The 21,275-nt window shown below is 71.4% G+C and carries 24 protein-coding genes and 1 tRNA gene; 12 read left to right on the top strand and 13 right to left on the bottom strand.

The annotated features are described in order from the left end of the window. Window positions 1-49: 49 nt before the first annotated feature. Genes AB0I71_RS00125 through AB0I71_RS00100 form a run of 6 tightly spaced genes read right to left on the bottom strand, consistent with a single transcriptional unit; the run spans window position 50 to window position 5,635 of the window. Entirely contained in the window at window positions 50-1,585 is a 1,536-nt protein-coding gene (locus tag AB0I71_RS00125) for a SpoIIE family protein phosphatase (protein WP_357581033.1), read from the bottom strand. Between the two features lies 1 nt (window position 1,586). Further along, complete coding sequence (locus tag AB0I71_RS00120; RefSeq protein WP_357581032.1) at window positions 1,587-2,936, bottom strand: sensor histidine kinase; 1,350 nt, start codon at window positions 2,934-2,936, stop codon at window positions 1,587-1,589. Continuing rightward, window positions 2,933-3,946 carry a SpoIIE family protein phosphatase gene (locus tag AB0I71_RS00115; protein WP_357581031.1) on the bottom strand — a complete coding sequence of 338 codons (1,014 nt, stop codon included), beginning with the start codon at window positions 3,944-3,946 and terminating at the stop codon, window positions 2,933-2,935. Before AB0I71_RS00115 ends, AB0I71_RS00120 begins: the two co-directional genes overlap by 4 nt. After that, window positions 3,943-4,362 (bottom strand): ATP-binding protein, encoded by a 420-nt coding sequence (locus tag AB0I71_RS00110; RefSeq protein ID WP_357581030.1) that lies wholly within the window; start codon window positions 4,360-4,362, stop codon window positions 3,943-3,945. The genes AB0I71_RS00115 and AB0I71_RS00110 overlap by 4 nt, the downstream gene beginning before the upstream one ends. Continuing rightward, the gene (locus tag AB0I71_RS00105) at window positions 4,359-4,775 is read right to left on the bottom strand and encodes an STAS domain-containing protein (protein ID WP_357581029.1); all 417 of its coding nucleotides are present in this window, start codon (window positions 4,773-4,775) and stop codon (window positions 4,359-4,361) included. Before AB0I71_RS00105 ends, AB0I71_RS00110 begins: the two co-directional genes overlap by 4 nt. Further along, window positions 4,775-5,635 carry an STAS domain-containing protein gene (locus tag AB0I71_RS00100; protein WP_357581028.1) on the bottom strand — a complete coding sequence of 287 codons (861 nt, stop codon included), beginning with the start codon at window positions 5,633-5,635 and terminating at the stop codon, window positions 4,775-4,777. The genes AB0I71_RS00105 and AB0I71_RS00100 overlap by 1 nt, the downstream gene beginning before the upstream one ends. 164 nt (window positions 5,636-5,799) lie before the next feature. Here AB0I71_RS00100 and AB0I71_RS00095 point away from each other — a divergent pair, with 164 nt between their 5' ends. Beyond that, entirely contained in the window at window positions 5,800-6,156 is a 357-nt protein-coding gene (locus AB0I71_RS00095; RefSeq protein WP_093403921.1) for an STAS domain-containing protein, read from the top strand. Window positions 6,157-6,166: 10 nt separating this feature from the next. Here AB0I71_RS00095 and AB0I71_RS00090 read toward each other — a convergent pair whose 3' ends face one another. Further along, a complete protein-coding gene (locus tag AB0I71_RS00090) occupies window positions 6,167-7,402 on the bottom strand; it encodes an MFS transporter (protein ID WP_357581027.1) in 1,236 nt (411 codons plus the stop codon). Window positions 7,403-7,530: 128 nt separating this feature from the next. Between AB0I71_RS00090 and AB0I71_RS00085 the strand changes: the two genes are divergently transcribed. The 4 genes from AB0I71_RS00085 to AB0I71_RS00070 all read left to right on the top strand — a co-directional run bounded on the left by AB0I71_RS00085 (window position 7,531) and on the right by AB0I71_RS00070 (window position 9,528). Beyond that, on the top strand, window positions 7,531-8,214 hold the full coding sequence (locus AB0I71_RS00085) for an FCD domain-containing protein (RefSeq protein ID WP_357581026.1): 684 nt from the start codon (window positions 7,531-7,533) through the stop codon (window positions 8,212-8,214). Between the two features lie 38 nt (window positions 8,215-8,252). Beyond that, window positions 8,253-8,714 carry a large conductance mechanosensitive channel protein MscL gene (gene mscL, locus AB0I71_RS00080; protein ID WP_357581025.1) on the top strand — a complete coding sequence of 154 codons (462 nt, stop codon included), beginning with the start codon at window positions 8,253-8,255 and terminating at the stop codon, window positions 8,712-8,714. An 81-nt stretch (window positions 8,715-8,795) separates the two neighbouring features. Beyond that, window positions 8,796-9,029 (top strand): hypothetical protein, encoded by a 234-nt coding sequence (locus AB0I71_RS00075; RefSeq protein ID WP_357581024.1) that lies wholly within the window; start codon window positions 8,796-8,798, stop codon window positions 9,027-9,029. A gap of 136 nt (window positions 9,030-9,165) precedes the next feature. Then, the gene (locus tag AB0I71_RS00070; RefSeq protein ID WP_357581593.1) at window positions 9,166-9,528 is read left to right on the top strand and encodes a hypothetical protein; all 363 of its coding nucleotides are present in this window, start codon (window positions 9,166-9,168) and stop codon (window positions 9,526-9,528) included. Window positions 9,529-9,579: 51 nt separating this feature from the next. Here AB0I71_RS00070 and AB0I71_RS00065 read toward each other — a convergent pair whose 3' ends face one another. Continuing rightward, window positions 9,580-10,797 carry a LuxR C-terminal-related transcriptional regulator gene (locus AB0I71_RS00065; protein ID WP_357581023.1) on the bottom strand — a complete coding sequence of 406 codons (1,218 nt, stop codon included), beginning with the start codon at window positions 10,795-10,797 and terminating at the stop codon, window positions 9,580-9,582. Window positions 10,798-10,859: 62 nt separating this feature from the next. Here AB0I71_RS00065 and AB0I71_RS00060 point away from each other — a divergent pair, with 62 nt between their 5' ends. From AB0I71_RS00060 to AB0I71_RS00040, 5 genes are all read left to right on the top strand, one after another. Further along, window positions 10,860-11,579, top strand: a complete 720-nt coding sequence (locus AB0I71_RS00060) for a PP2C family serine/threonine-protein phosphatase (RefSeq protein WP_357581022.1) — start codon at window positions 10,860-10,862, stop codon at window positions 11,577-11,579. Between the two features lie 175 nt (window positions 11,580-11,754). Then, a complete protein-coding gene (locus tag AB0I71_RS00055) occupies window positions 11,755-12,093 on the top strand; it encodes a PadR family transcriptional regulator (protein ID WP_357581021.1) in 339 nt (112 codons plus the stop codon). Next, window positions 12,090-12,908, top strand: coding sequence for an ATP-binding cassette domain-containing protein (locus AB0I71_RS00050; RefSeq protein WP_357581020.1), 819 nt, complete (start codon window positions 12,090-12,092; stop codon window positions 12,906-12,908). Before AB0I71_RS00055 ends, AB0I71_RS00050 begins: the two co-directional genes overlap by 4 nt. Then, on the top strand, window positions 12,905-13,597 hold the full coding sequence (locus AB0I71_RS00045) for an ABC transporter permease (RefSeq protein ID WP_357581019.1): 693 nt from the start codon (window positions 12,905-12,907) through the stop codon (window positions 13,595-13,597). Before AB0I71_RS00050 ends, AB0I71_RS00045 begins: the two co-directional genes overlap by 4 nt. Window positions 13,598-13,652: 55 nt before the next feature. Beyond that, window positions 13,653-14,867: a hypothetical protein gene (locus AB0I71_RS00040; RefSeq protein ID WP_357581018.1), complete on the top strand. Its 1,215-nt coding sequence runs from the start codon at window positions 13,653-13,655 to the stop codon at window positions 14,865-14,867. A 7-nt stretch (window positions 14,868-14,874) separates the two neighbouring features. On the opposite strand, the gene AB0I71_RS00035 is transcribed toward AB0I71_RS00040, so the two are convergent. Then, window positions 14,875-15,924, bottom strand: coding sequence for an NAD-dependent epimerase/dehydratase family protein (locus tag AB0I71_RS00035; protein WP_357581017.1), 1,050 nt, complete (start codon window positions 15,922-15,924; stop codon window positions 14,875-14,877). Between the two features lie 76 nt (window positions 15,925-16,000). Further along, complete coding sequence (locus tag AB0I71_RS00030; RefSeq protein WP_357581016.1) at window positions 16,001-16,486, bottom strand: anthrone oxygenase family protein; 486 nt, start codon at window positions 16,484-16,486, stop codon at window positions 16,001-16,003. Between the two features lie 177 nt (window positions 16,487-16,663). Here AB0I71_RS00030 and AB0I71_RS00025 point away from each other — a divergent pair. After that, window positions 16,664-16,735: transfer RNA gene (locus AB0I71_RS00025), tRNA-Lys, on the top strand. An 85-nt stretch (window positions 16,736-16,820) separates the two neighbouring features. Here AB0I71_RS00025 and AB0I71_RS00020 read toward each other — a convergent pair. The 3 genes from AB0I71_RS00020 to AB0I71_RS00010 are packed head-to-tail and all read right to left on the bottom strand — an operon-like array spanning window position 16,821 to window position 19,803. Beyond that, window positions 16,821-18,041, bottom strand: a complete 1,221-nt coding sequence (locus AB0I71_RS00020) for a tyrosine-type recombinase/integrase (RefSeq protein WP_357581015.1) — start codon at window positions 18,039-18,041, stop codon at window positions 16,821-16,823. Continuing rightward, on the bottom strand, window positions 18,041-18,238 hold the full coding sequence (locus AB0I71_RS00015; RefSeq protein WP_013730940.1) for an excisionase family DNA-binding protein: 198 nt from the start codon (window positions 18,236-18,238) through the stop codon (window positions 18,041-18,043). Before AB0I71_RS00015 ends, AB0I71_RS00020 begins: the two co-directional genes overlap by 1 nt. After that, entirely contained in the window at window positions 18,235-19,803 is a 1,569-nt protein-coding gene (locus tag AB0I71_RS00010) for a replication initiator (protein ID WP_357581014.1), read from the bottom strand. Before AB0I71_RS00010 ends, AB0I71_RS00015 begins: the two co-directional genes overlap by 4 nt. Window positions 19,804-20,895: 1,092 nt before the next feature. On the opposite strand from AB0I71_RS00010, the gene AB0I71_RS00005 reads away from it, so the two are divergent. Further along, window positions 20,896-21,207 carry an Imm50 family immunity protein gene (locus tag AB0I71_RS00005; protein ID WP_357581013.1) on the top strand — a complete coding sequence of 104 codons (312 nt, stop codon included), beginning with the start codon at window positions 20,896-20,898 and terminating at the stop codon, window positions 21,205-21,207. The last annotated feature ends 68 nt before the right edge of the window (window positions 21,208-21,275 follow it).

Raw genomic sequence — 21,275 nt, 5'->3', positions numbered from 1 at the left:
AGGCGGCGGTCGGGCACGGTCTGGTGAATGCGCCAGGTGTCGTCGCGGATCAGCGACGGCGAAGGGCGACAACTGCGACGTCGTCCTGGATCTCGTCCGGCGCCAGTTCGACGAGCAGCCGCTCGCAGAACCGGTCGAGGTCGTCATCGACCCGGGCGGAACACGTCGCGAGGGCGGTCAGGCCCTCGTCGATGGTGGCGTCCCGCCGCTCGATCAGACCATCTGTGTAGAAGACCATCGTCGCCCCGGCCGGCAGCACGAACTCCAGGTCGGCTGGGCGGGGCGCGCGCACCCCGAGCAGCGGCGCGGCATGGTGCACGTACTCCGCCTTGCCGTCCTGAACGATCAACGGGGGCAGGTGACCGGCGCTGGCCAGCCGGATGTGTCCGGTGGTCGGCTCCAGCAGCAGCACACAGATGGTCGCCAGCTCGGTGGGCAGCAGCGTACGCATCAGCTCGTTGACCCGGTGCAGGATCTCGCCCGGCTGGTGCCCCTCCACCGCGTACGCCCGCAGCGCGTGCCGCAGCTCGGCCATCACGGTGGCGGCGTGCAGGGAGTGACCGGCCACGTCCCCGATGGCCAGCAACAGATGACCGTCGAGCATCACCAGCTCGTAGAAGTCGCCGCCCACCTCGGTCTGGGCACTTGCCGGCTCGTAGCGCACGGCCAGGTCGAGACCGGTGATCTGCGGAATCTGCCGCGGCAGCAGGCTGCGTTGCAGCGTCACCGCGATCCGGTGCTCCTCGTCGAAGGAACGTTGTGCCTCCACGGCGGAGGCCACCGCCTGGGCGAGCTGGACCAGCACCGGGGTACGGGCGGTCTGCGTCGCGGTGGGCACCACGACGTAGAGCGGCGCACGGTCCTCGCGCAGCCGGGCGGCCGCGACGGTGACTGTGTCGTCGGCTGGCCAGTCGACAAGCGACCAGTCGGCCGGCTCCTGCACCACGACCGTGGCACCGGTCGGCACCCCGGTGTCGTCGACGATCCAGGGCACCACGCGGGCCTCGGCACCGGGACCGGCGCAGACCCCGGCGATACAGTCGCCGTCGAAGGTCTCGGCGACCACTGCGGCGGGGCTCTTGAAGATCTCCGCGGCACCTGCGGCCGCCGCCTGAAGCAACCTGGTGAAGCTCGGTGCGGCGTGCACCGCGACGGTGGTGTCCGCCAGCCCGGTGAGCCGCTCGGCGAGCAGTTCGGCCCGCCGCCGGGCCTGGTAGTACCGCAGCACCGACTGGGCGGTGGCGACCAGTTCCTCCGGCTCGATCGGCTCAGCCAGGTACGCGTCCGCCCCTCGGGTCAGGCCCTGGGTCCGGTCGGTGGTGTCGACAGCGTGCGCGGACACGTGGATCACCGGCAGCGCCGGGTGGGCCAACTTGATCCGCTCGCACACCTCGAAGCCGCTGAGGTCCGGCAGCCGGACGTCGAGCACGACCAGTTCGATCGGCTCCACCCCGACCCGATCCAGCGCCTCGCCACCCGTCTCCGCCTCCAACACCGTGAAACCGGCCCGGGTCAGCCAGTTCACCAGGAGGTAGCGCTTGGTCCGACTGTCGTCGACCACCAGCACTGTCGCCGCGCCGTCCACGTCACGTCCCGTCCACGGGCAGCCAGACCGTGAAGGTGCTGCCCCGACCCGGCTCGCTGGCCAGTTCGAGAGTGCCGCCGAGCAGGTTCACCAGCCGCCGGGCGTACGGCAGACCGAGGCCGGTGCCACCGACCCGGGCCGGGCCGGGCGCCTGGTAGAACTCCTCGAACACCCGATCGTGCAGCTCAGGTGGGATGCCCGGACCGGTGTCCGAGACGGTCAGCCGCCACCCGTCAGCGTGCCGCTCGGCCCGCAGTCGAACCTCGCCCGCAGCGGTGAACTTCAGGGCGTTGTGCAGCAGGTTGCGCAGCACCTGGGCGAGCAGCACCTCGTCGGTACGCACCGTGGCCGGCGGGGCCGGCTCCTCCACCACAAGTTCGACCTCCGCAGCGGAGGGCAACGCCCGCAGCGTGCCGCGCAGCTGGCCGAAGACGGCCCGCAGGTCCACCTCGGCCCACTCCGGCTCGATCCGGCCCGACTCCGCCTTGGCCAGGTCGAGCAGCTCGTTCACCAGCGTGAGCAGATCCGACGCCGAGGAGCGGATCAGCCCGACCTGGCGTTCCTGCTCGGTGGTGAGCGGGTCGGACGCGGAGTCGCCGAGCAGGCGGGCCAGCCCGATGATCGCGGTCACCGGTGCCCGCAGCTCGTGGCTGACGTTGGCCAGGAACCGACTCTTGGACTCGCTCGCCGCGCCCAGCTGCGCCGACTTCTCGTCCAGCTCCGCGTAGAGGGCCACCACACCCTGGTTTGTCGCCTCCAGCTCGTCAGTGAGCTGCTGGTAGAGCGCCATCACACCCCGGTTGGTCTGCTCCAGCTCCTCGTTGAGTCGGGCCAGCTCGTCGCGCTGGTTGCGGACCTCGTCCAAAGCGTTGATCAATTGAAGGTTCTGGGTGGCGAGTTCCTCCTCGGCGGTGCCCGGTGCGCTCTCGCCGAGCTGGGCGCGCAGCTCCGTCAGACGCTCGGTGGTGAGCGTCCGGGCGGTGGCCGGAACCCGTCGGGACATCCTGACGACCGTATCCCGCTGGACCGTCAGCACGCTCAATGTGTCCACCAGGCGTGCCACCGCGCCCGACTCCGGCTCGTACCGCCCGCCTGGCAGAGGTGCCACCGGAGTGAGATCGACACGCAGGTGACAACGCCCGTCCGGCGAGTCGGCGACGGCGAACACCACGTCGGCTCCGCCGACCGACCGCAGCAGGTCACGGGCGACCTCGCTCAACGCGGTGGCGATCCGGACCTGGTCCTGATGCTCCAGTCCGACCACTGCGGCCACCTCCCGGCCGCGCTGGCGGAGCACGAAGATGTCCTGCTCCACCCGAAGCCCCATCTGGAGCAGCGGCGTGGTGGTCATGACCAGGACCTCGCCACCAGCACCCCGGCGTCGTCGCGCCGGATGCCGGCGTCGCGCAACAGGGTGGCGGCCACCACCAGGGGCGCCCGCCCGGCCAGACCCGGGTAGTCGGCGAGCTGCCACCTGTCGACCACGCCGTCGGTGTGCATGACCAGCAGGCTGCCGGCCTCGAAGGGATAGTCGTACTGTCGGATCACCGGTCGTTGGTGCCCGGCGATGCCGGGCAGCGAGACCAGTCCACGGCGCTGACCGTCACCGGTGGCCACCACACCTGTGATGTTGCCCAGCCCGGCATAGCGCAGCACGCCGGCCGCCGGATCCGGCTCGGCCACGGCGAGGGCCGCGCCACGGGTGTGCGACATCGCCCGGTGCAGGTGACCGACCACCTCCGCCGGCGACGCCGCCGGGGCGTCCCGGAAGGCGGTGAGCGCGGCGTCGGTGGCCGCGGCGGCCAGCGGCCCGTGCCCCAGACCGTCGGTGACCATCACCTGGCGGCGGTCGCCCACGATCCGGACCGCGAAACCGTCCCCGCTGACCGTCTCACCGGTCAACGGCCGGGTCAGGCCGTCGGCCCAGGACGCTCCGGTGTCCGGCTCGGCGAAGACCTGCACGGCGATGACCGTCCCCCGACCCGGCCGCGAGTACGCGTCGAACCAGCTCGCCTGCCGGACTATCGCGCCCAGACCGATGCCGAGGGTGCCGGCGGTGGAGTGCCCGTCGCGGGCGGAGTCGGCGAGGTCGGCCATGCCCGGACCGGTGTCGACAGCGATCATCTCCACCCCGGCGTCCACCTCGCGGCGTACCGGCCGGAGCAGCAGCAACCCGTCGTCGGCGTGCTTGATGAGGTTGCTCGTCAACTCGGCGGCGACGATGGCCAGGTCGGCGATCCGCCCGGCGGGCAGGCCCAACTGGGCACCCATCCGCTCGGCGGCCCGGCGCACGGCACTGCCGGTGCTGCCGTTCTCCACCCGGAACCAGGTGCCCCGGTCGGCGACCGGTTCGGCGGTCACCGGGACCACTTGGTGATCGTGATCCGGGTGCCCTGACCGGGCGCGGTCTGGATGTCGAACTCGTCGACCAGCCGGCGGGCACCGCTGAGACCGAGGCCGAGGCCACCACCTGTGGTGTATCCGTCGGTCAGCGCGAGATCCAGGTCGGCGATGCCGGGCCCGGTGTCGGCGAAGACGATCCTGATGCCGGGTCGCCGGCCGTTGTCGACGGCTGCCACCTCGACCGTCCCACCACCGCCGTAGACGAGGGTGTTGCGGGCGAGTTCGCTTGCCGCGGTGACCACCTTGGTCTGGTCGACCAGGGAGAGCCGGACCGCCACGGCCACGGTACGCACCAACTGGCGGACGCGTACGACGTCCTCGTCGCTGCCCACCGTCTGCGTCTGGGGGCGGCCCAGGTCGACCCCGCTCGTCACGGTGACGCCGTCGGCTCTGGGACCGGGCCGTCGTCCCGCTCGTCGTGATGGTCGTCGTCGGCCCGGTCGATAGCGATGAGTTCCATCCCCCGCTCGACGTTCAGCGCGGTACGGATGCCGTTGAGCGACAGCCCCAGCTCGACAAGGGTGATGGCGACGGCCGGGCGCATCCCCACGACCACCGTCTCCGCGTCGAGCACCCGGGAGATCGAGGCGATTGTGGAGAGCATCCGCCCGACGAACGAGTCGACGATGTCCAGCGCGGTGATGTCGATGATCACGCCGTGACAGCCCGTCGCGACGATCCGCTCCGCCAGGTCCTCCTGGAGTGCGACGGCCGTCTGGTCGGACATGTCGACCTGGATGGAGACCAGCAGGATGTCGCCGATCTTGAGGATCGGCACCCGCTCCATCACGCCTCCCGACGCGACTGGCGGCGGGAGGTTTCGACCCCGGTGAGCCGCAGGACGTGCCGCAGCGCGTCGGCGAGACTCGCCTTGGTGGCGATGTCACCGAACTCGATGCCGAGCGCGACGATGGTCTGCGCGATCTGCGGCCGGATGCCGGAGATGATGCAGTCGGCGCCCATCAGCCGGGCGGCCACCACTGTCTTCAGGATGTGCTGGGCCACCTGCGTGTCCACCGCCGGTACGCCGGTGATGTCGATGATCGCGTACGGCGAGCCGGTGTCGACGAGGGTCTGCAACAGCCGTTCCATCACGACCTGGGCGCGGGCCGAGTCGAGCGTGCCGACCAGCGGCACCGCCACCACGCCCTCCCATAGCTTGACCACCGGGGTGGAGAGCTCCAGCAGTTGCTCGGCCTGGTCGGCGATCAGGCTCTCCCGAGTGCGGACGAAGGTCTCGAAGGTGAACAGGCCCATCTGGTCGACAAGCGCGGAGAAGGAGACATAGTCGCGCAGCGTCGCGACGCTCTGGTCGGCCTCCAGCGCGGTGAGCAGCGCCTCCTTGAGGGCGAACACGCCGGTGGCGGTCTCGGTGGCGGAAAAGCCCTGCCGGGCCTGCCCGCGGGAGAACTCGGCCAGCACGGCCCGCAGCTCGGTGGCGTCCTCGGCGTTCAGGTCGACAGCGCCCTTGCTGAGGGCGTCGACCAGGGCGCGGTGCAGCTCCTGCACCTGCCGGACCAGCTCGGCCTGGCTGAGCCTGCCCCGCAACTGCCCGGCGATGATCTCAGTCCACCGCTGGGTGACCTGCTCTGACCGGCTGGTCAGCAGCTCACTCAACCGGCCGCTCTCGTCAGCGCTGAGCGCCATGGCAATACCCCCTAGACCTGGACCGGCCGGACTCTATCACCGGGGTCCGACGAACTACTTGTCGCAGAGCAACGGAATGACCGTGGACACCTGATCCTGCTCCCGTTCTGCGTACCACGGTCCGCGTGGGATACCGTTCCACCGATAAACAGGAGGTCTGGCGAATGTCCTTGACGGTGCACACGGAACAGCGCGGTGACGTGGTCGTCGTGTCGGTCGCTGGCGAGCTGGACATGGCCACCGCACCGCAGTTGCAGGACCAGATCACCGACCTGCTCGACAAGGGGCGCAGTCGCCTCGTGTTCGACCTGTCGGACGTCTCGTTCTGCGACTCTACCGGTCTGTCGGTGTTCGTCCGCGCGAAGAACAGCTGCGACGAGGCCGGCGGAGTGGTCCGACTCGCCGCGCCACAGCGCGGGGTGCTGCGGATCCTGGAGGTGAGCGGCCTGGTCGAGGTGCTGCACACGTACCCCACCGTCGAGCAGGCGGTCGCCGGCGATCCGACGCCGGCCTCTTCCTGACCCCGACGACTCAACGCTCGTCCTCGATGTAGCGGGGGCGAGCGATAAGCACGCCCGCGCAGGTCTGCACGGCCAGGGCGGCCAGCAGGAAGCCGATCGGTGCCAACCATCCCCCGGTCGCGTCGTGCAGGATTCCGACAAGTAGCGGACCCAGCGCCGCGATGACGTAACCCGTGCTCTGCGCGAATGCCGACAGCGCGACAGTGCCGTCGGCGGTGCGGGCCCGCAGCCCGATGGTGGCCAGGATGAGCGGAAACGCGCCCTGCCCGAACGCCAGCAGCACCACCCACACCAGCGCCCCACTGCGCGGCGCGAACGCCAGACCCAGGTACGCCAGGCTGGAAGCGGCGGTCAACCCGAAGACCAACGGCCGCAGACTGCCCAGCCGGCCGGCCAGCGTCGGCATCAGCAGCGCGATCGGCACCCCGAGCGCGGTCACCCCGGCGAGCAGCAGCCCGGCGTCCTGCGGGCGGAAACCCGCGTCCCGGAACATCTGGGCCAACCAGCCCATGATCGCGTACCCGCTCAGCGACTGCGCCCCGAAGTAGACAGCCATCGCCCAGCCGAGCCGGGTGCGTCCCGGCCGCACGCCCGACCGGGCGGCGGTGCCACTCCGCCGGGCGGCGGTGCGGCCACGCAGGGCCGCCGGCAGCCACGGGAGTACGGCCACCGCCGCCATACCGGCCCAGATGCCCAGCCCGGCCCGCCAACTGCCGAAGGCGTGCGCCACCGGCACCGCGGAGGCGGCGGCCACCGTCGTGCCCACCGTCAGCGCCATCGTGTACGCCCCGGTGACCAGCCCGGTGCGGTGCGGGAAGTGCTGCTTGACAAGCATCGGCAGGAGGATGTTCGCCACCGCGATCCCGGCCAGCGCGAGCGCGCTGGTGAACAGGAACACCACTGCGGAACCGGTGACCGCCCGCAGCACCTGCCCGACGGTGAGGGCCAGCATCGCCAGCACCAGCAGCCGGGCCGGAGAGAACCGGCGGACCAGCCACGGGGTGGCCGCCCCGAGCCCGGCGAACGCGATTGTGGGCAGGGTGGTGACGAAGCCGGCCATCGTCCCGGACAGGGCCAGGCCGACGCGTACCTCGTCGAGCAGCGCGCCGAGGCTTGTCACCGCAGCTCGCAGGTTGAGCGCCACCAGCAGCATCCCGGCCAGCACCAGCCACCCGCCACCGGTACGCGGGGCGGGTGCGGTGGGGACGTCGGCGGGGGGCGATGCGGCCGGGAACCGCTCACCCACCCCGGTCTCGTTGGTCGAAGTGGTCTGCCCCTCGACGGCGGATGTGGGGACGGGGGGGCCGGGGGGTGACGGCGGCATGATCTCGAACCTACAATCATGGGATGAATTCCGGCGAGAGGTTGTAACCAGTGCCACCCGCAGTCGATTCCACCCCGGTGCCGCCGCGCGGCCGCCGGGTCCGGGAGACGATCGCCCAGCTCCGGCAACGGATCATGGACGGGGAGTGGCCGGTGGGCGGTCGGATCCCGACCGAACCGCAACTGGTCGAGGCACTCGGCGTGGGACGCAACACGGTGCGCGAGGCGGTCCGGGCCCTGGCCCACGCCGGGGTACTGGAATGCCGCCAGGGCTCCGGCACCTATGTGCTCTCCACCGATGAACTCGCCCCGGTGGTGGCCCGCCGACTCACCGACGACCGGATGACCGAGGTGATCGAGGTACGTCGCGCCTTCGAGGTGGAGGCCGCGCGGCTCGCCGCGCGGCGGCGTACCCCCGAGGACCTGGCCGCCCTCGACGACGCGCTGGCCGCCCGCGAGGCGGCCTGGCGTGGCGGCCGGGTCGCCGAGTTCGTGGCCGCCGACGCCGCGCTGCACACCGCGGTGGTCGCGGCGGCGCACAACGCCATGCTCGCCGAGCTGTACGCCTCGGTCGGCGCCGCGATGCGCAGCACCCTGGCCCAGGCCATGGGCGACGCGCTGACCCCGGAACGGCACGTCGACCACGCCCGGCTGGTGGCCGCGATCAGGGCCGGCGATCCGGAGCTGGCCGCCCGGGAGGCCGGCGCTTTTCTGGAGCCCCCGCCCGGGGCATAGGTTGTCCCCGACGGAAACGGGACACCTCGGGAGTACGGATGCTCAAGGGCTTCAAAGACTTCATCATGCGCGGCAACGTCGTCGACCTCGCGGTCGGTATCGTCATCGGCGCCGCCTTCACCGGGCTGGTCACGGCGTTCACCGGCTCGTTCCTCCAACCGATCATCAACCTGATCGGCCCCGGCCCTGCTGGCGACGGGGCCCAGTTCAGTCTCGGAGAGGAAAACCCGGTCACCTGGGGGGTCTTTCTCAACGCGTTGATCACGTTCCTGCTCACCGCCGCCGCGCTGTACTTCCTCGTGGTCTACCCGATGAACCGGCTGGCGGAGCGGCGCCGGCGGGGCGAGGAGCCGCCGCCGGCCGCGCCGAGCGAAGAGGTCAAGCTGCTCACCGAGATCCGGGACGCGCTCGTCGCCGCCGGGCGGACCACCCCGGCCCAGCAGCGCGGTGCCCTCGACGACGTGCTCGGCCGTCGGGACGAACCGCCCGCCGCGCGCTGAATCCGGCAACCGCACATCGGCCCCTGTGGGAATCCCGCAGGGGCCGGCTTCTGTCGAACAAATGTTCGATAGAGTCCCCCCATGGAGCAGCGGAAACACCTGTGGAACGGGAAATGGGGGCGGCTGGCCCGGCGGGACGTCTTCCTCCGGACGGATGCCGACCGATGGTTCGTCGAGCAGCGGGCCGGCGGCGCCGAGGGCATCTCCCGGTTCTACGAGTACGACACCGTCGACGAGGCCGAGGACACCATCCGCGCGCTGCTCCAAGGCACCGACACCTGGCGCGAACTGACCCCCCGCCCCCGCTCAGGTTGATCAAGAAGTTCTGGTCGGGATCGGCGTGGATCCCGACCAGAACTTCTTGATCAACGGGGCCTGACGGTGGGGTGGGGTGGGGTGGGGTTTAGGGAAGGGGGAGGGCGGGAACCGCGCGGGGATGGAGCAGCAGGGCATCGATCAGCGGACAACCCTCTCGCAGGTCACCACCGGCATGCGGGTGGTCGACTCGGCCGGCCTCGACGTGGGCACCGTGGACCTCGTCCAACGCGGTGACCCGAACGCGGTGACAGTGCAGGGGGCACCGACCACCGACCCCGGCAGCAGCCTGGACGAACTTATCGAATCCGCAGCGGTGGAGGAGCCGGACGTGCCAGCGGACCTGGCGGCCCGACTGCTGCGTACCGGCTATCTGAAGGTCTCCACCGACCTCGTCCCCACCGGCGCCGTCTACGTCCTGGCCGACCAGATCTCCGCAGTCACCCCCACCACAGTCACCCTCAACACCCCCGCCACCACCCTCCCCCCAGAAGCCTGACCCGCCCCACCCCGTCTCCACCCCACCCCCTTCGCCGGGTCGATCATGAAGTTATCGCGGTGGGTAAGCGCTTGCTCGGGCAACAACCTCATGATCGACGCTCTGGGAGGTGGGTCGGCGGCGGACCGCCCAGAGCGCGGCCTCGGTACGTGACGCGGTGCCGGTCTTGCGCAGCAGGTTGGAGACGTGCACGGTGACCGTCCGCACCGAGATGCCCAGGGCCCGGGCCACCTGCTTGTTGGACATCCCGGCGACCAGGCATTCGAGCACCTCGACCTCCCGGCCGGTCAGGTAGACCGACGGCGGGGACACCGACCCCGGCGCGGACCCGGACCCGGACCCCGGCGCAGGCCCGGACTCCGGCGCGGGCCCGGGCCCCGGCACGGCAGGGCGGCGGGGCGCGAACAGGCCGGGACGGGGCTCCGGGGCGGCGCCACGGGACACCGGCACGGCCGGACGGGACGGGGACAGCGCAGGACCGGACTCGGGTAGCCCGGCCGGATCCGGCGCGGTCAGCAACGCGTCGAGGTCCTGCCCGGCGTGGGCGGCGAGCAGTTCGGTGAGCGCGTACGGGTTACCGTCGGTGCGCCGCCAGACCTCGTGCACCAGTTCGGGGCGTGGGTCCGCGTACACCTGGTTCAGCACCTCGGCGACCTCGGCCGGACGCAGCGGCCCGAGATGCTGGCGCACCACGCCGCGTACCCCGCAGAGGCGGGCGAGGGTGCGGCCCGCGAGTTCCGGTGAGACCGCGCGCGCGGCGGGCCTGGTCGCCACCACCAGCAGCGCCGGCAGCCCGTCGGCGGTGGCCAGTTCGCCGACCAGGTTGAGGCTGGCCGGGTCGAGGGCGTGCAGGTCCTCCACCACGAGCACCGCCGGACCGGCGCCGACCAGCACCCGGACGGTACGCACGGCCAGCCGGAGCAGGGTGCCGGGGGCGTAACGCTCGCGCGGCGCGGTGGGTTGCTGGGCGAGCCAGGCCAGCGCGTCGGCCGGCAGATCGAGCCGGGTGGTGTCGCGTCCGCTCAGCGCCGCGGCCAACCAGTCGTACGGTGCGGGGCTGTGCACCCGGGCGGTGCCGCTGAGCACCACCTCCGGTCGCGGGGTGAAGCCGTCCAGGGCGGCGGCGACCAGCAGACTCTTGCCCACGCCCGGTCCCCCGGTGACGACCGCGACCGCCGGGGAGCGGCGGCGGCCCACGACCACGCTGGACCAGGCCCGGTCCAGCTCAGCCAGCTCACCGGCACGCCCGACCATGGACACCGGCAACATTCCTCAACCCTACGCAGTAGTGCGTAGAGACGCGGGAAGGGTCTTCTTGGCAAGCTTGTCCCATGACGCTGATCCTCCGCTCGGCCATCCTCAACGACATCGGTCTGGTCCGGACCAACAACGAGGACTCCGCCCTTGCCGGCGAGCGCCTCGTCGCGGTGGCCGACGGCATGGGTGGGCTGCCCGCCGGTGAGGTGGCCAGTGAGATCGTCATCCGGATCCTCGACGAGCTGGTCCCGCCTACCGCACCGGACGCCGCCGCCGAGGCGCTCCGCGCCGTGGTGAGCACCGCCAACCAGCGCATCCACGCCGCGATCGTCGCCGACCCCGCCCGCGACGGCATGGGTACGACGCTCACCGCGGCGCTGCTCGCCGGGGACACGCTGGTGCTGGCGCAGGTCGGCGACTCCCGCTGCTACCTGCTCCGCGACGGTCAGCTGCGCCAGCTGACCCGGGATGACACGTTCGTGCAGGCGCTCGTCGACCAGGGCGCCCTCACCCCCGAGCAGGCCCGCCACCACCCGCAGCGCTCGCTGGTGACCCGGGCGGTGCAGGGTGCCGACGCGCCGCCGACGATGGGCGCGGTGACGCTGTCCGCCGGTGACCGACTGCTGCTGTGCAGCGACGGGCTCTCCGACTACGTGGCCGACGACGCGATCGCCGCCACGTTGGGCATGCACGCCGACCGCCACCAGTGCGGCGAACAGCTGGTGAAGCTCGCCCACCAGGCCGGTGCGCCGGACAACGTCACAGTGGTGATCTCCGACGTCGTCACCGGCTGAGGCGCGCCGGCACCCGGACCGCGGTACAGGGGCGTCCGGCGACATCCACCGGACCTCCGCCCGCTCCCGGACAGGACAGGCAGGTCCGGCGCGCGCCACCGCCGGTCCGGTACGGGCCGGCCCGTACCGGACTAAGTAGTTGTGCCATCTAGGTAGCGGCACTAGGGTTCGGCCTGTGGATTCCGACCGTCGGGGGCAGTGGCTGCGCGGGGTGCTCGACCTCTGCGTACTCGCCCTGCTGCGCGACGGCGAGTCCTACGGCTACCAGCTCGCCCAGTCACTCGACGCCGTGGGTGTCGGACCGATCCAGGGCGGCACGCTCTACCCGGTGCTGCTGCGGCTGCAACGCACCGGGCTGGTCACCGCACAGTGGCGGGAGGGCGGTTCCGGTCCGGCCCGCAAGTACTACCAGCTCACCGACGACGGGCGAGCGGCGCTGCGGCAGGGCGGCAACGCCTGGTTGGCGTTCGTGGCCCCGGTGACCAGCATCGTCACGAAGGGGGTCGACGGGTGAACGCCGACGACTGGCTGCGGGCGTTCGCGGCCGAGCTGTACCAGCGCCGGGTGGGCGGCGACGCCGCCCGGCACGTGGTCGCCGAGGCGGCCACCCACCTCCGCGAGGGTGGCGGTGATCCGTGGCTGGTCTTCGGTTCGCCGCAGGCGTACGCCGCCGCGATCGTGGAGAGCATCGGCACCGCACCCGGCCCGCGCCCGGGCCCCGTCCGGCTGCACGCCCGGGGCATCACCAAGCGGTACGGCCGGCACGTGGTGCTCCGCGACGCGTCGCTGACCGTACGGGCCGGGCAGATCGCCGCCGTGGTCGGAGCGAACGGCTGCGGCAAGAGCACCTTCCTGCGGATCTGCGCCGGCCTGGTCTCGCCGGACGCCGGGGAGGTGGCCGTGTCGGGTCGGCTGAGCTACTGCCCGCAGCAGGGCGGCACGGCCGACTTCCTGTTGCCCGACGAGCATTTCGTGCTCGTGGGTGCCGGTCAGGGCGTGCCACGGGGGCCCGCCCGGCAGGCCGGCCGGGCGGCGGCCCGGAACCTCGGCTGGGACGCCGAGGACGCCGCGCTCGCCCGGCACCTCTCCGGTGGTACGCGGCAGAAACTGAACCTCACCATGTCCACGCTCACGCAGCCGGACGTGCTGCTGCTCGACGAGCCGTACCAGGGCTTCGACCAGGGCAGCTACGTCAACCTCTGGGACCAGCTGACCCGGCTGCGCGACGAGGGGCGGGCCATCGTCGTGGTGACCCACCTGCTCAACCAGCTCGACCGGGTCGACGTGGTGCTCGACCTGACCCCCGCCCACCAGGGAGGCCGATCGTGAACCGGCTGGTCACCGTGGCCGAGATGACGTTGCGGGAGTTGGCGCGCCGCCGGGGCGTACTCCTGCTCCTGCTGTTGATGCCGTTGACCTTCTGGCTGATCCGGCGCGACTCCTACGTCGGGCAGTCCGTGCGTGCGCTGCTGCTCGGCATCAGCTGGGCGGTGAGCACCGCGGCGCTCTTCGCCACCAGCGCCGCCCGCGAACTGGAGCCCCGGCTCCGGCTCGCCGGCTACCGGCCGCACCACCTCTACATCGGCCGAATGCTCGGCCTGTGGGCGTTGGGGCTGGCCATCGCGGTGCCGTTCTTCCTGCTCACCGTCGTCGACGCGAACAACCTGCGGTACGGCGGGATCGCCGTGGCGATGCTCTGCTGCGTGGCCGTGGCGGCGCCGTTCGGCATGTTGATCGGTGCCCTGCTGCCCCGCGAGTTGGAGGGAACGCTGCTGCTGCTCACCGTGGTGGCGATGCAGATGCTGCTCGACCCGGCCGATGCGGGGGCGAAGCTGACGCCGTTCTGGTCGAGCCGGGAGATCGGCACCTGGGCTGTGGACCACACCGACGACGGCTACCTGACCCGGGGCGTCCTGCACGGGTTGGTGGTCACCGTGCTGCTGATCGCGACGGTGGCGGGTGTCTTCGCTGTCCGGCTGCGTCGGCGGCGGCACCTGCACCAGGTGCCGATCGCCTGATCCGTCCGGCCCACGGCGGGCTCAGCGTCGTTGACACAGGCCCTAGCATCACGGGGTGCGCCTCAGACCCTCCACCGCCATTGTCGCATTCGGCGTCGCCATCGCCACGGTGACCGCGTGCAGCCCATCCGTGCCGAGTGCCGATCCACGCGGTGCGCAGGCCCCGGTGAACGGCGCCTCCTCGACGCCCAGCGCGCCAGGGCAGGAGCCGGGCGCGCAGGCCACTCCGGCGGCCCAGACCGGGTTGGGCAGCCCGAGCCCAAGTGCCAGCCCCACCCCGTCCGGCGCACCCCGAGGGGTGCGCGACACCGGCAACCCGACCGGACGGGTGACCGTACCGGCGGCGGGGCGGGCGGTCGACACGTCGAAGCCGACCCGTACCGTCGGCAACGGCACCGCCGCCAGTTGCACCTCCGCAGCCGTCATCCGGGCGGTCGCGGCCGGCGGGATCATCACCTTCGACTGCGGCCCCGACCCGGTGACCATCCGGATGACCGCCACCGCGAAGGTGCGCAACGCCAACGGCCCGCAGGTGGTGCTCGACGGTGGCGGCAAGGTGACCCTCAGCGGGCAGGGCAAGCGGCGCATCCTCTACATGAACACCTGCGACGCGTTGCAGGGGTGGACCACCTCGCACTGCGACAACCAGGATCACCCGCGACTGACCGTGCAGAACCTGACCTTCGCCGATGGCGACGCCACCGGTCAGCGCACCGACGGCGGCGGCGGTGGGGCGATCTTCGTCCGGGGTGGCCGGTTCAAGGTGGTCAACTCACGCTTCGTCGACAACCGCTGCGACCGCACCGGCCCGGACCTGGGCGGCGCCGCGATCCGGGTCCTCGACCAGCACGACGACCAGCCGGTGTACGTGGTCAACAGCACCTTCACCGGCGGCTCCTGCGCCAACGGCGGCGCGCTGAGCAGCATCGGTGTGTCCTGGGTGGTCCTCAACAGCGTGCTGCGGGACAACGAGGCGGTGGGCGAGGGCGCCAACCCGGCCCGCTCCGGCACGCCTGGCGGCGGCAGCGGCGGGGCGATCTACTGCGACGGCAACAAGTTCTCCGTACGCGTCGCCGGCACCGTCGTCGAGGACAACGACGCCCGGGAGGGCGGTGGGGCGATCTTCTTCGTCAGCAACGACCGCACCGGCACCCTGCGCATCGAGAACTCGACGCTGCGCCGCAACCCCAGCCGCGGCTTCCAGACCCACCCCGGCATCTTCTTCCAAGGCTCCGGTAAACCGACATTCACCGCCTCCACCATCCGCTGACCCGGGGTCAGTAGGGGTTACCCTCGCCTGCGGGGAAGGTGGGCGCGGCGGACAGCGGCGGGCTGACGGTGCGGGCCCGCTCGGCCATGCCGCTGAACAGCTCCCGCAACGCGCTCACCGAGTCGACACTCGGGCTCCAGTTGAGCTCGGTCTCGGCCCGCTCGCTGGACATCAGCGGCGCGTTGAGCGCCAGTTCCACCCAGCCGGCGTCGACCGGTTGCAGCCGCGCCCGCCAGGTGAGCGCCGCGGCGGCCCGCAGCACCGGGGCGGCCACCGGCACCGTCCAGCCGTGGAAGTGCCGGGCCACCAGCTCGGGAGTCAGCACCGGGTCCGCGGCGACGTTGAAGGCGCCGCGGGCGTCACCCATGATCGCCCGGGCGTACGCGTCAGCCACGTCGTCGGCGTGCACCACCTGCATCCGCAGCCGCCGGTTGGTCGGTACCAGCGGTAGCCGGCCGAACCGCAGCAGCCGCACCGGCGCCAACGGGCCGAGAAAATAGCGGCTGATCTCGGTGCCGGCCTCCCGTTGAAAAATCAACCCGGGTCGCATCCGGACCAGCCGGAGGTCGGGGTGGCTCCGCTCGATCCCGTCGAGCATCTCCTCCACCGTCGCCTTGTCCCGGCTGTACGACGACCCGGGCACCCCGGTGGCCGGCCAGCGCTCGCTGATCGGCACGTCCTTCGGACCGGGCGCGTAGGTGCCGACCGACGAGGCGTACACCAGGGCCGGCACCCGGGCGCGCAGCACCGCGTCGACCACCGCCCGGCTGCCGCCGACGTTGGTACGGCGCAACACGTGCTGGTCGTGGCTGGGCTGGATCTGCCAGGCCAGGTGCACCACCACGTCGGCACCGGCGAAGACGCCGGCAAGCTCGTCCGCCGCGCCCGCCAGACCGATGTCGCAGGAGTGCCACCGCATCCCGCCGTACGGCTCACCCGCCCCGGCAGGCGGCAACCGTCGCGCCACCCCGACAATCTCCACGTCGCGCTCGCGTCGCAACCGACGCAGCAGCGCCGACCCGACGTTCCCGCTCGCCCCCACGACCACGATCCGCATGCCCGGTCCGTACCCGGTCAGCCGCTTTCCAAGCACCCCGTCCGGGCATCGTCAGCGCCGTCGGACCGACGACCGCTCAGCGGGCGAGCAGTGCGCCGATCAGGCAGGCGAAGGCGGCGGCCGAACTGACCGCCCGGACCAGGTTCCACCGCACCCACGGCGCCTCGAACCACTGCCGTACCTCCGCCAGATCGTCGATCCCGTCGACCGGCCCGGCAGCTTCCAACCGGTTGTTGAGCGGCACGTTGCACCGCCCGGTGACCCCGAGCGTGATCAGATGGCTGACCAACGCGGCGATGAGCCAGCCGAGCACCGCACCGTCGGCGCCGATATGCCCGACCACGGCCACCGCCACCAGCAGCGGCCCACCGAGAAACGCCGACAGGAACCAGCCGTTGATGATCTTCCGATTGATCGACTGCATGGTGCCGACCAGCGTCCGACCGTCGGTCGCGGCCAGACCCGGCATCACCGAGCAGGCGTACGCGAAGAACAGCCCCGCCACCAGCCCGGTCGTCAGCGTCGCCCCGGCCAGGACGGCGAGGCGGATCGGCTCCGACATGCGGCACCTCCAGGACGCGGGCCAGCCCGGCAGCCACGAGGTCCGCGCGCCGGCCCAGCCGATCCTGCCAGCCAACGTCCACCCCGTACCCTGGCGGGAGTTGCCGCCACCACGCATCGACAGCCGGGCCGGAAGCCGCGAGCCCGCTCCCGCAGGTGTCCGGTAACCTGAGCGCGCGGGCCGCTAGCTCAATGGCAGAGCTGTGGACTTTTAATCCATAGGTTCAGGGTTCGAGTCCCTGGCGGCCCACTCTCCCGCAGTTCAGCGGCCCTTTGTGGGGCCGCTGTCTTCGTCAGCACGGCTCGTACAGCAGCGAAGTACAGCAGTAGCCGCCTCACCGGTCCAGTGCACTGCCGAGCCGCTTGAGAGCGTCGCGGGTGGCCGCCGAGGAGACCACCGTGTAGATCTCCATCGTGATGGCGAACTGGGCGTGCCGGAGGATCTGCATCGCCACCCGGGGGTGCACGTCCAGGTCCGCCAGGAGTGAGGCGCAAGTCCGCCGAGCGTCCCGCACGGTGATCCGCCGGACTCCCGCCGCGTTACAGCGCCGGTCCCAGAAGCGGTTGAAGTTGCGCGGCTCAATCGGCCGCCCGTACCGGGTGGTAAAGATCAGGTCCGACGGCTGCCAGGCCGGGCCAGCGGCGTCCCGGGCGGCGGTCTGGGCGACACGGCGGCGGCCCAGCGCCACGGTGCAGATGTCTGGCAGCGGCAGGGTGGCGTCCGAGGCGGCAGTCTTCGTCTCCCGGTGCAGCAACTCGGCACCGACCCGCTGGAGTTGCCGATCGATGGTCAACTCCCCCGCGTCGAGGTCGACGTCAGACCAGGTGAGCCCCAGCATCTCGCCCTTGCGCAGACCGAGCACCAGGACCAGGACGTACGCGGCGTAGAGCGGGTCGTCATCGGCGCGGGCCGACTCCAGGAAGCGCCGCGCCTCGTCGCTCGTCCACGCCTTCCGCTTGCGCTTGCGTACCGGTGGCAGCTTCACCAGCGCCGCGACGTTGCGAGTGATCAGCCCTTCGGTGATCGCCTGGGACAGCAGCGTCCGGAGCACGGTCCGCAGATGCGTGACGCTGGTCGGCGAGGGCAGATCTCGGCAGCAACGGCCGAGGGCACAGCAGCGACGCTGATCGGGCTTCCGCCTCTCGTCCTTGCCCTGGGCGCAGCACTGGCAGGTCCGCCCCACCTCGTTGATCCAGGTCTGCACGTCGCTGACCCGGAGCTTGTCGAGTCGCTTCCGGCCCAGCCCTGGCACGAGGTAGAGCCGGACCACCACCTCGTAGGTGACGTAGCTGCCCGGGGTGAGGTTCGGCTTGACGATCTCGCGCAGCCAATAGCCGGCGTACTCCCCCACCGTCGGAGAGCGGGTCGCCACTGGGCCGGCCTTCGCCTGCCCGTGCAGCTTGATCCACTTGTCGTGGACCTCCTCGCGGGTCTTGCCGTAGACCCACTTGCGGCCCCGCCTGCCATCGGGCTTCTCGACCCAGACGTACGCGGCGAACCCGTTCCGATACGGGAAGATCGACCCTTCGCCATTCGCGCGAGATCGTCCGGGCATCAGGCCGCCTCCTGCCGCTCGACCTGGTCACGGATGTAGTCGTCGACCCATTCGGGCAGGATGCGGCGGTACTTGCCGTCCTTGATGGAGCGCAGTTCGCCGGTGGCGATCTTCATCTTGACCTTGGAGATCCCGAACCCGAGCAGGACGGCAACCTCGGCAGGCGAGTACCAGCGGGGACGGAGGTCGTGGTTCATGCGGCGGCCCCGACGAGCCCGGCTTCATGCGCCAGCTCTTCCCGGCCGATGCGCCTGGCCTGCCGACGCTTGGCGGCGGCGGTGTTGGCCAGGAGCGCATCACCGTCGGTGAGCCAGCCGGAGCCGACGTAGCTGAGAACACCAACCGTCACAGTGTCGGTAGGGTTGTCGTCCTCGGCGCGGCGGTAGGTCGCGCGGGTGTCGCGGAGCAGGCCGAAGGTGACTGAGTAGCGGCGCGCCTTGGTAAGGAAGTGGCCGCCGAAGCCGAGCATGTGCGCCCAGCGGCGCAGCCCGGCGTAGGAGTTCGGTGTGGTGTCAAGGCTGCCTTGACGGTCTTCGGCCGTTGCGGCGCCGCTAGTCGTGTCGGTGGCAATGGGCCGCCCAAGGTGCCAGCAGGCGTCGATAAGGCGGGCGAGGTGGTCGCCCTCCGGGTCGGCGTAGTCGTCCACGGTGGCAGAGGTGAGTCGGGTCGACTGGTGGCCGGTGGCTTCGGTGGCCTTGGTCGCGTACTTGGCGAGGTAGGCGGCCACCTTTGCGTCGGTCAGCTCGCCGCTGGCGCTGTTGATGCGCCGGACGTCGACCTGCTCGCCCCAGGCGACCCGCCAGCCAAGCGGACGGTCGGGGTGCGGAGGCGTGGTGACGGTGATCTGGCGAGCGGCGGCGTGGACGGCTTCCTCAAGGTCGTCGACGCTGATGCCGGCCGGCGGCGGCACGAGGGCACCCAGGTCGTCGGGGGCGATCCCGTCGAGGCGCAGCAAGACGTGGAAGTGCACGGCCGCCCGGCGCTGCATCTCGGCGACCTTCCCGTGCGACACCCGCACCGGCGGCACCCGTCGCACCCTGCCGGAGTTGGTGGCGACCTGGGCGAAGGGGATGCCGCGACGGCGGCACAACGCGGCGAGGTGCCGTTCGATGGCCTGCTTGGTGCGCCGCCACAACTCGCCGGAGAGGTAGTTCCAGACGACCTGGTGGGCGTGGTCGTAGCAGTCCAGACACAACGGCTGCCCGAGCCGCGGATCGTCGGCGTCGTGACGGGCGAAGCACGCCGCAGGCTGCCCGTGCCGGCAGGTGCCGGCGTTGCTCCGGGCACGACAGGGAGCCGGACGGCAGTCGCAGCGCTGCCGATTGGTGCAGGTGTGCCGGGGAATGTGCCGGTGGTGAACCGCGCCGTAGGACGGAGCGGTGAAGGTGGCGAAGACGACCGGATGCCGGCCGACCGAGTCGGGGACGCCCTTGCCGCCGCTCAGGCCGCAGCGCACAACCTGGTAGGCGTCACCGGCGTAGACCCAGGCGCAGTCGGGGCAGTGCGATTCGCGGCGGTTGCCGCACGCCTTGTAGAGCGCCCCGTCGGGCAGCTCGTCGGTGTGCTGCTCGCCCAGGACCCGGCCGGTCTGCCGTTCGACAGCGGCGATCGTGCCGGTAAGGCGGACAGGTCGGGTACAGCCGCCAGCGGTGCGGGTGTGCTCCAGCCAACCGGAGAACTCCGGCGTGCCAGCGCGGTGCAGCGCTTGGGCGTCCCGGCCGACGGCGAGGCCGGGACGGTACAGGTCAAGGGATGTGGACACGACGCTCTCCTCACGAGGTGACAGGGACGGGAGACGAAGCACCACCAGTCGTGGACATCTGTCCGCTGGTGGTGTTCGTCGTGTCTCCTGGCACCGCCGGAAGGGCGGCTGACGCCGGAGGGCGGGTCCGTGGTGGTGCCACGTTCCGCCGATGGGTCATGTCCTCTCGCGTTCGTGGACGTCACGGGGCCGACACGGGTGGGGAGCCTGGGATATCGGCATTCGGCAGGTTGCCGCAGGCTGCACCCACCCGTGAAGGTGAGCGAATCCGGGCCATCGTGGACGGCAGGAAGGCCGTACTGGGCCGCTCGGCGGATTCGGACGACCGGCACAGCGGTCGGGGCGATCGAGAGGCGGCGGGACGTGACCCGCATCAGCGGCAGGAAGGCCGCTCGACATCTCTGAAATCGAGTCCAGCGATCCGGCAGGAAGGCCGCGCTGGCGTCCTCGACAAGCGTCAGGGTAGCACCGGGTACCGACACGTCAACCCGCCGTGACCCTTACGGCCGGGGCGGGACGGCCGGCAGCCGGCCGGTGTGGGAGGACTTTCTGTACGTCTATCAAGGCGGCCCTGAACGGGCCGCGCGCGCCGCCGCCTGGGCGCGCGTCCGACGCTCCGCTGTCGCTCCGCGTCGGCCACGCAACACGCCCGGCGGCTGGCGCGGAGAGCGGAGTGCCCGGGGCCGCCGCAGACGGTAGCGCCGAGAGTGGTCGAGGTTCGTTGGCCGGCAGCCGGCCGCGCCGCGCCCGAGCGACGCGGCGCAGGGAAGGGCACGCCGGGTCCGCGCGGCGGGTCGCGCCGGTCGCCGGATCGCGGTCAGTGCGCCTCCGGCGGGGGCGCAACGGCTCCAGGATGGCCGGGGCTCCGTCCGCGCGTTGCGGTCCGTGGGTGGTTGCGCAGGGCCATCCCGTCTGCCGCCGACCCGGGCGAGCCGAGCAGACCACCGCCCGACCCGCCAGCGTCCGGTACGAGCCGTCAAGGTTCGCTTGACGTGGCGGACCGGGCGGCGGCCCGCTCCCCAGGAGGGCGGGTCGGCGGCAGACGGGATGGCAGGATTGGCCTCGTTCTGACGAGCAACGGGAGGCACCAGGATGTCTGGCTGGGTTGATCTCTTGAGTGAGTCGCACGGCATTCGGGCGATTTACGGTGAGGACCTGCCGGCGCTGACGTCGGTTGACCTTCATGAGTTGGTCCTTCATCGCGACGGGCCACGCGCTACGTTGCGCTTTGACCTTTCTCAGTTCCCCAAGTCGCCACCGAAGAAGTGGGCGGATCAAGGCTTCAACGTCGTTCAAGTCCAACTCATGCTGGTGGATGTGCTGCACCTGACCATAGTTGGTTGGACGGCCCGCGCTGTGTCAACGCCGGCTGAACTTTGGCTCTGGCACACATTCTGTGATTGATCTTGTTGATGGCTCACGGGGTGGTCAGGACGCGTTTGCGGAGGAGGTCGAGGTTCGCGCGGCCATAC

This window comes from Micromonospora sp. NPDC049891, assembly GCF_040660295.1.
GTDB lineage: Bacteria > Actinomycetota > Actinomycetes > Mycobacteriales > Micromonosporaceae > Micromonospora.
Note: the sequence above shows the minus strand (reverse complement) of the source record. Positions and strands in the feature narration are given on the sequence as shown.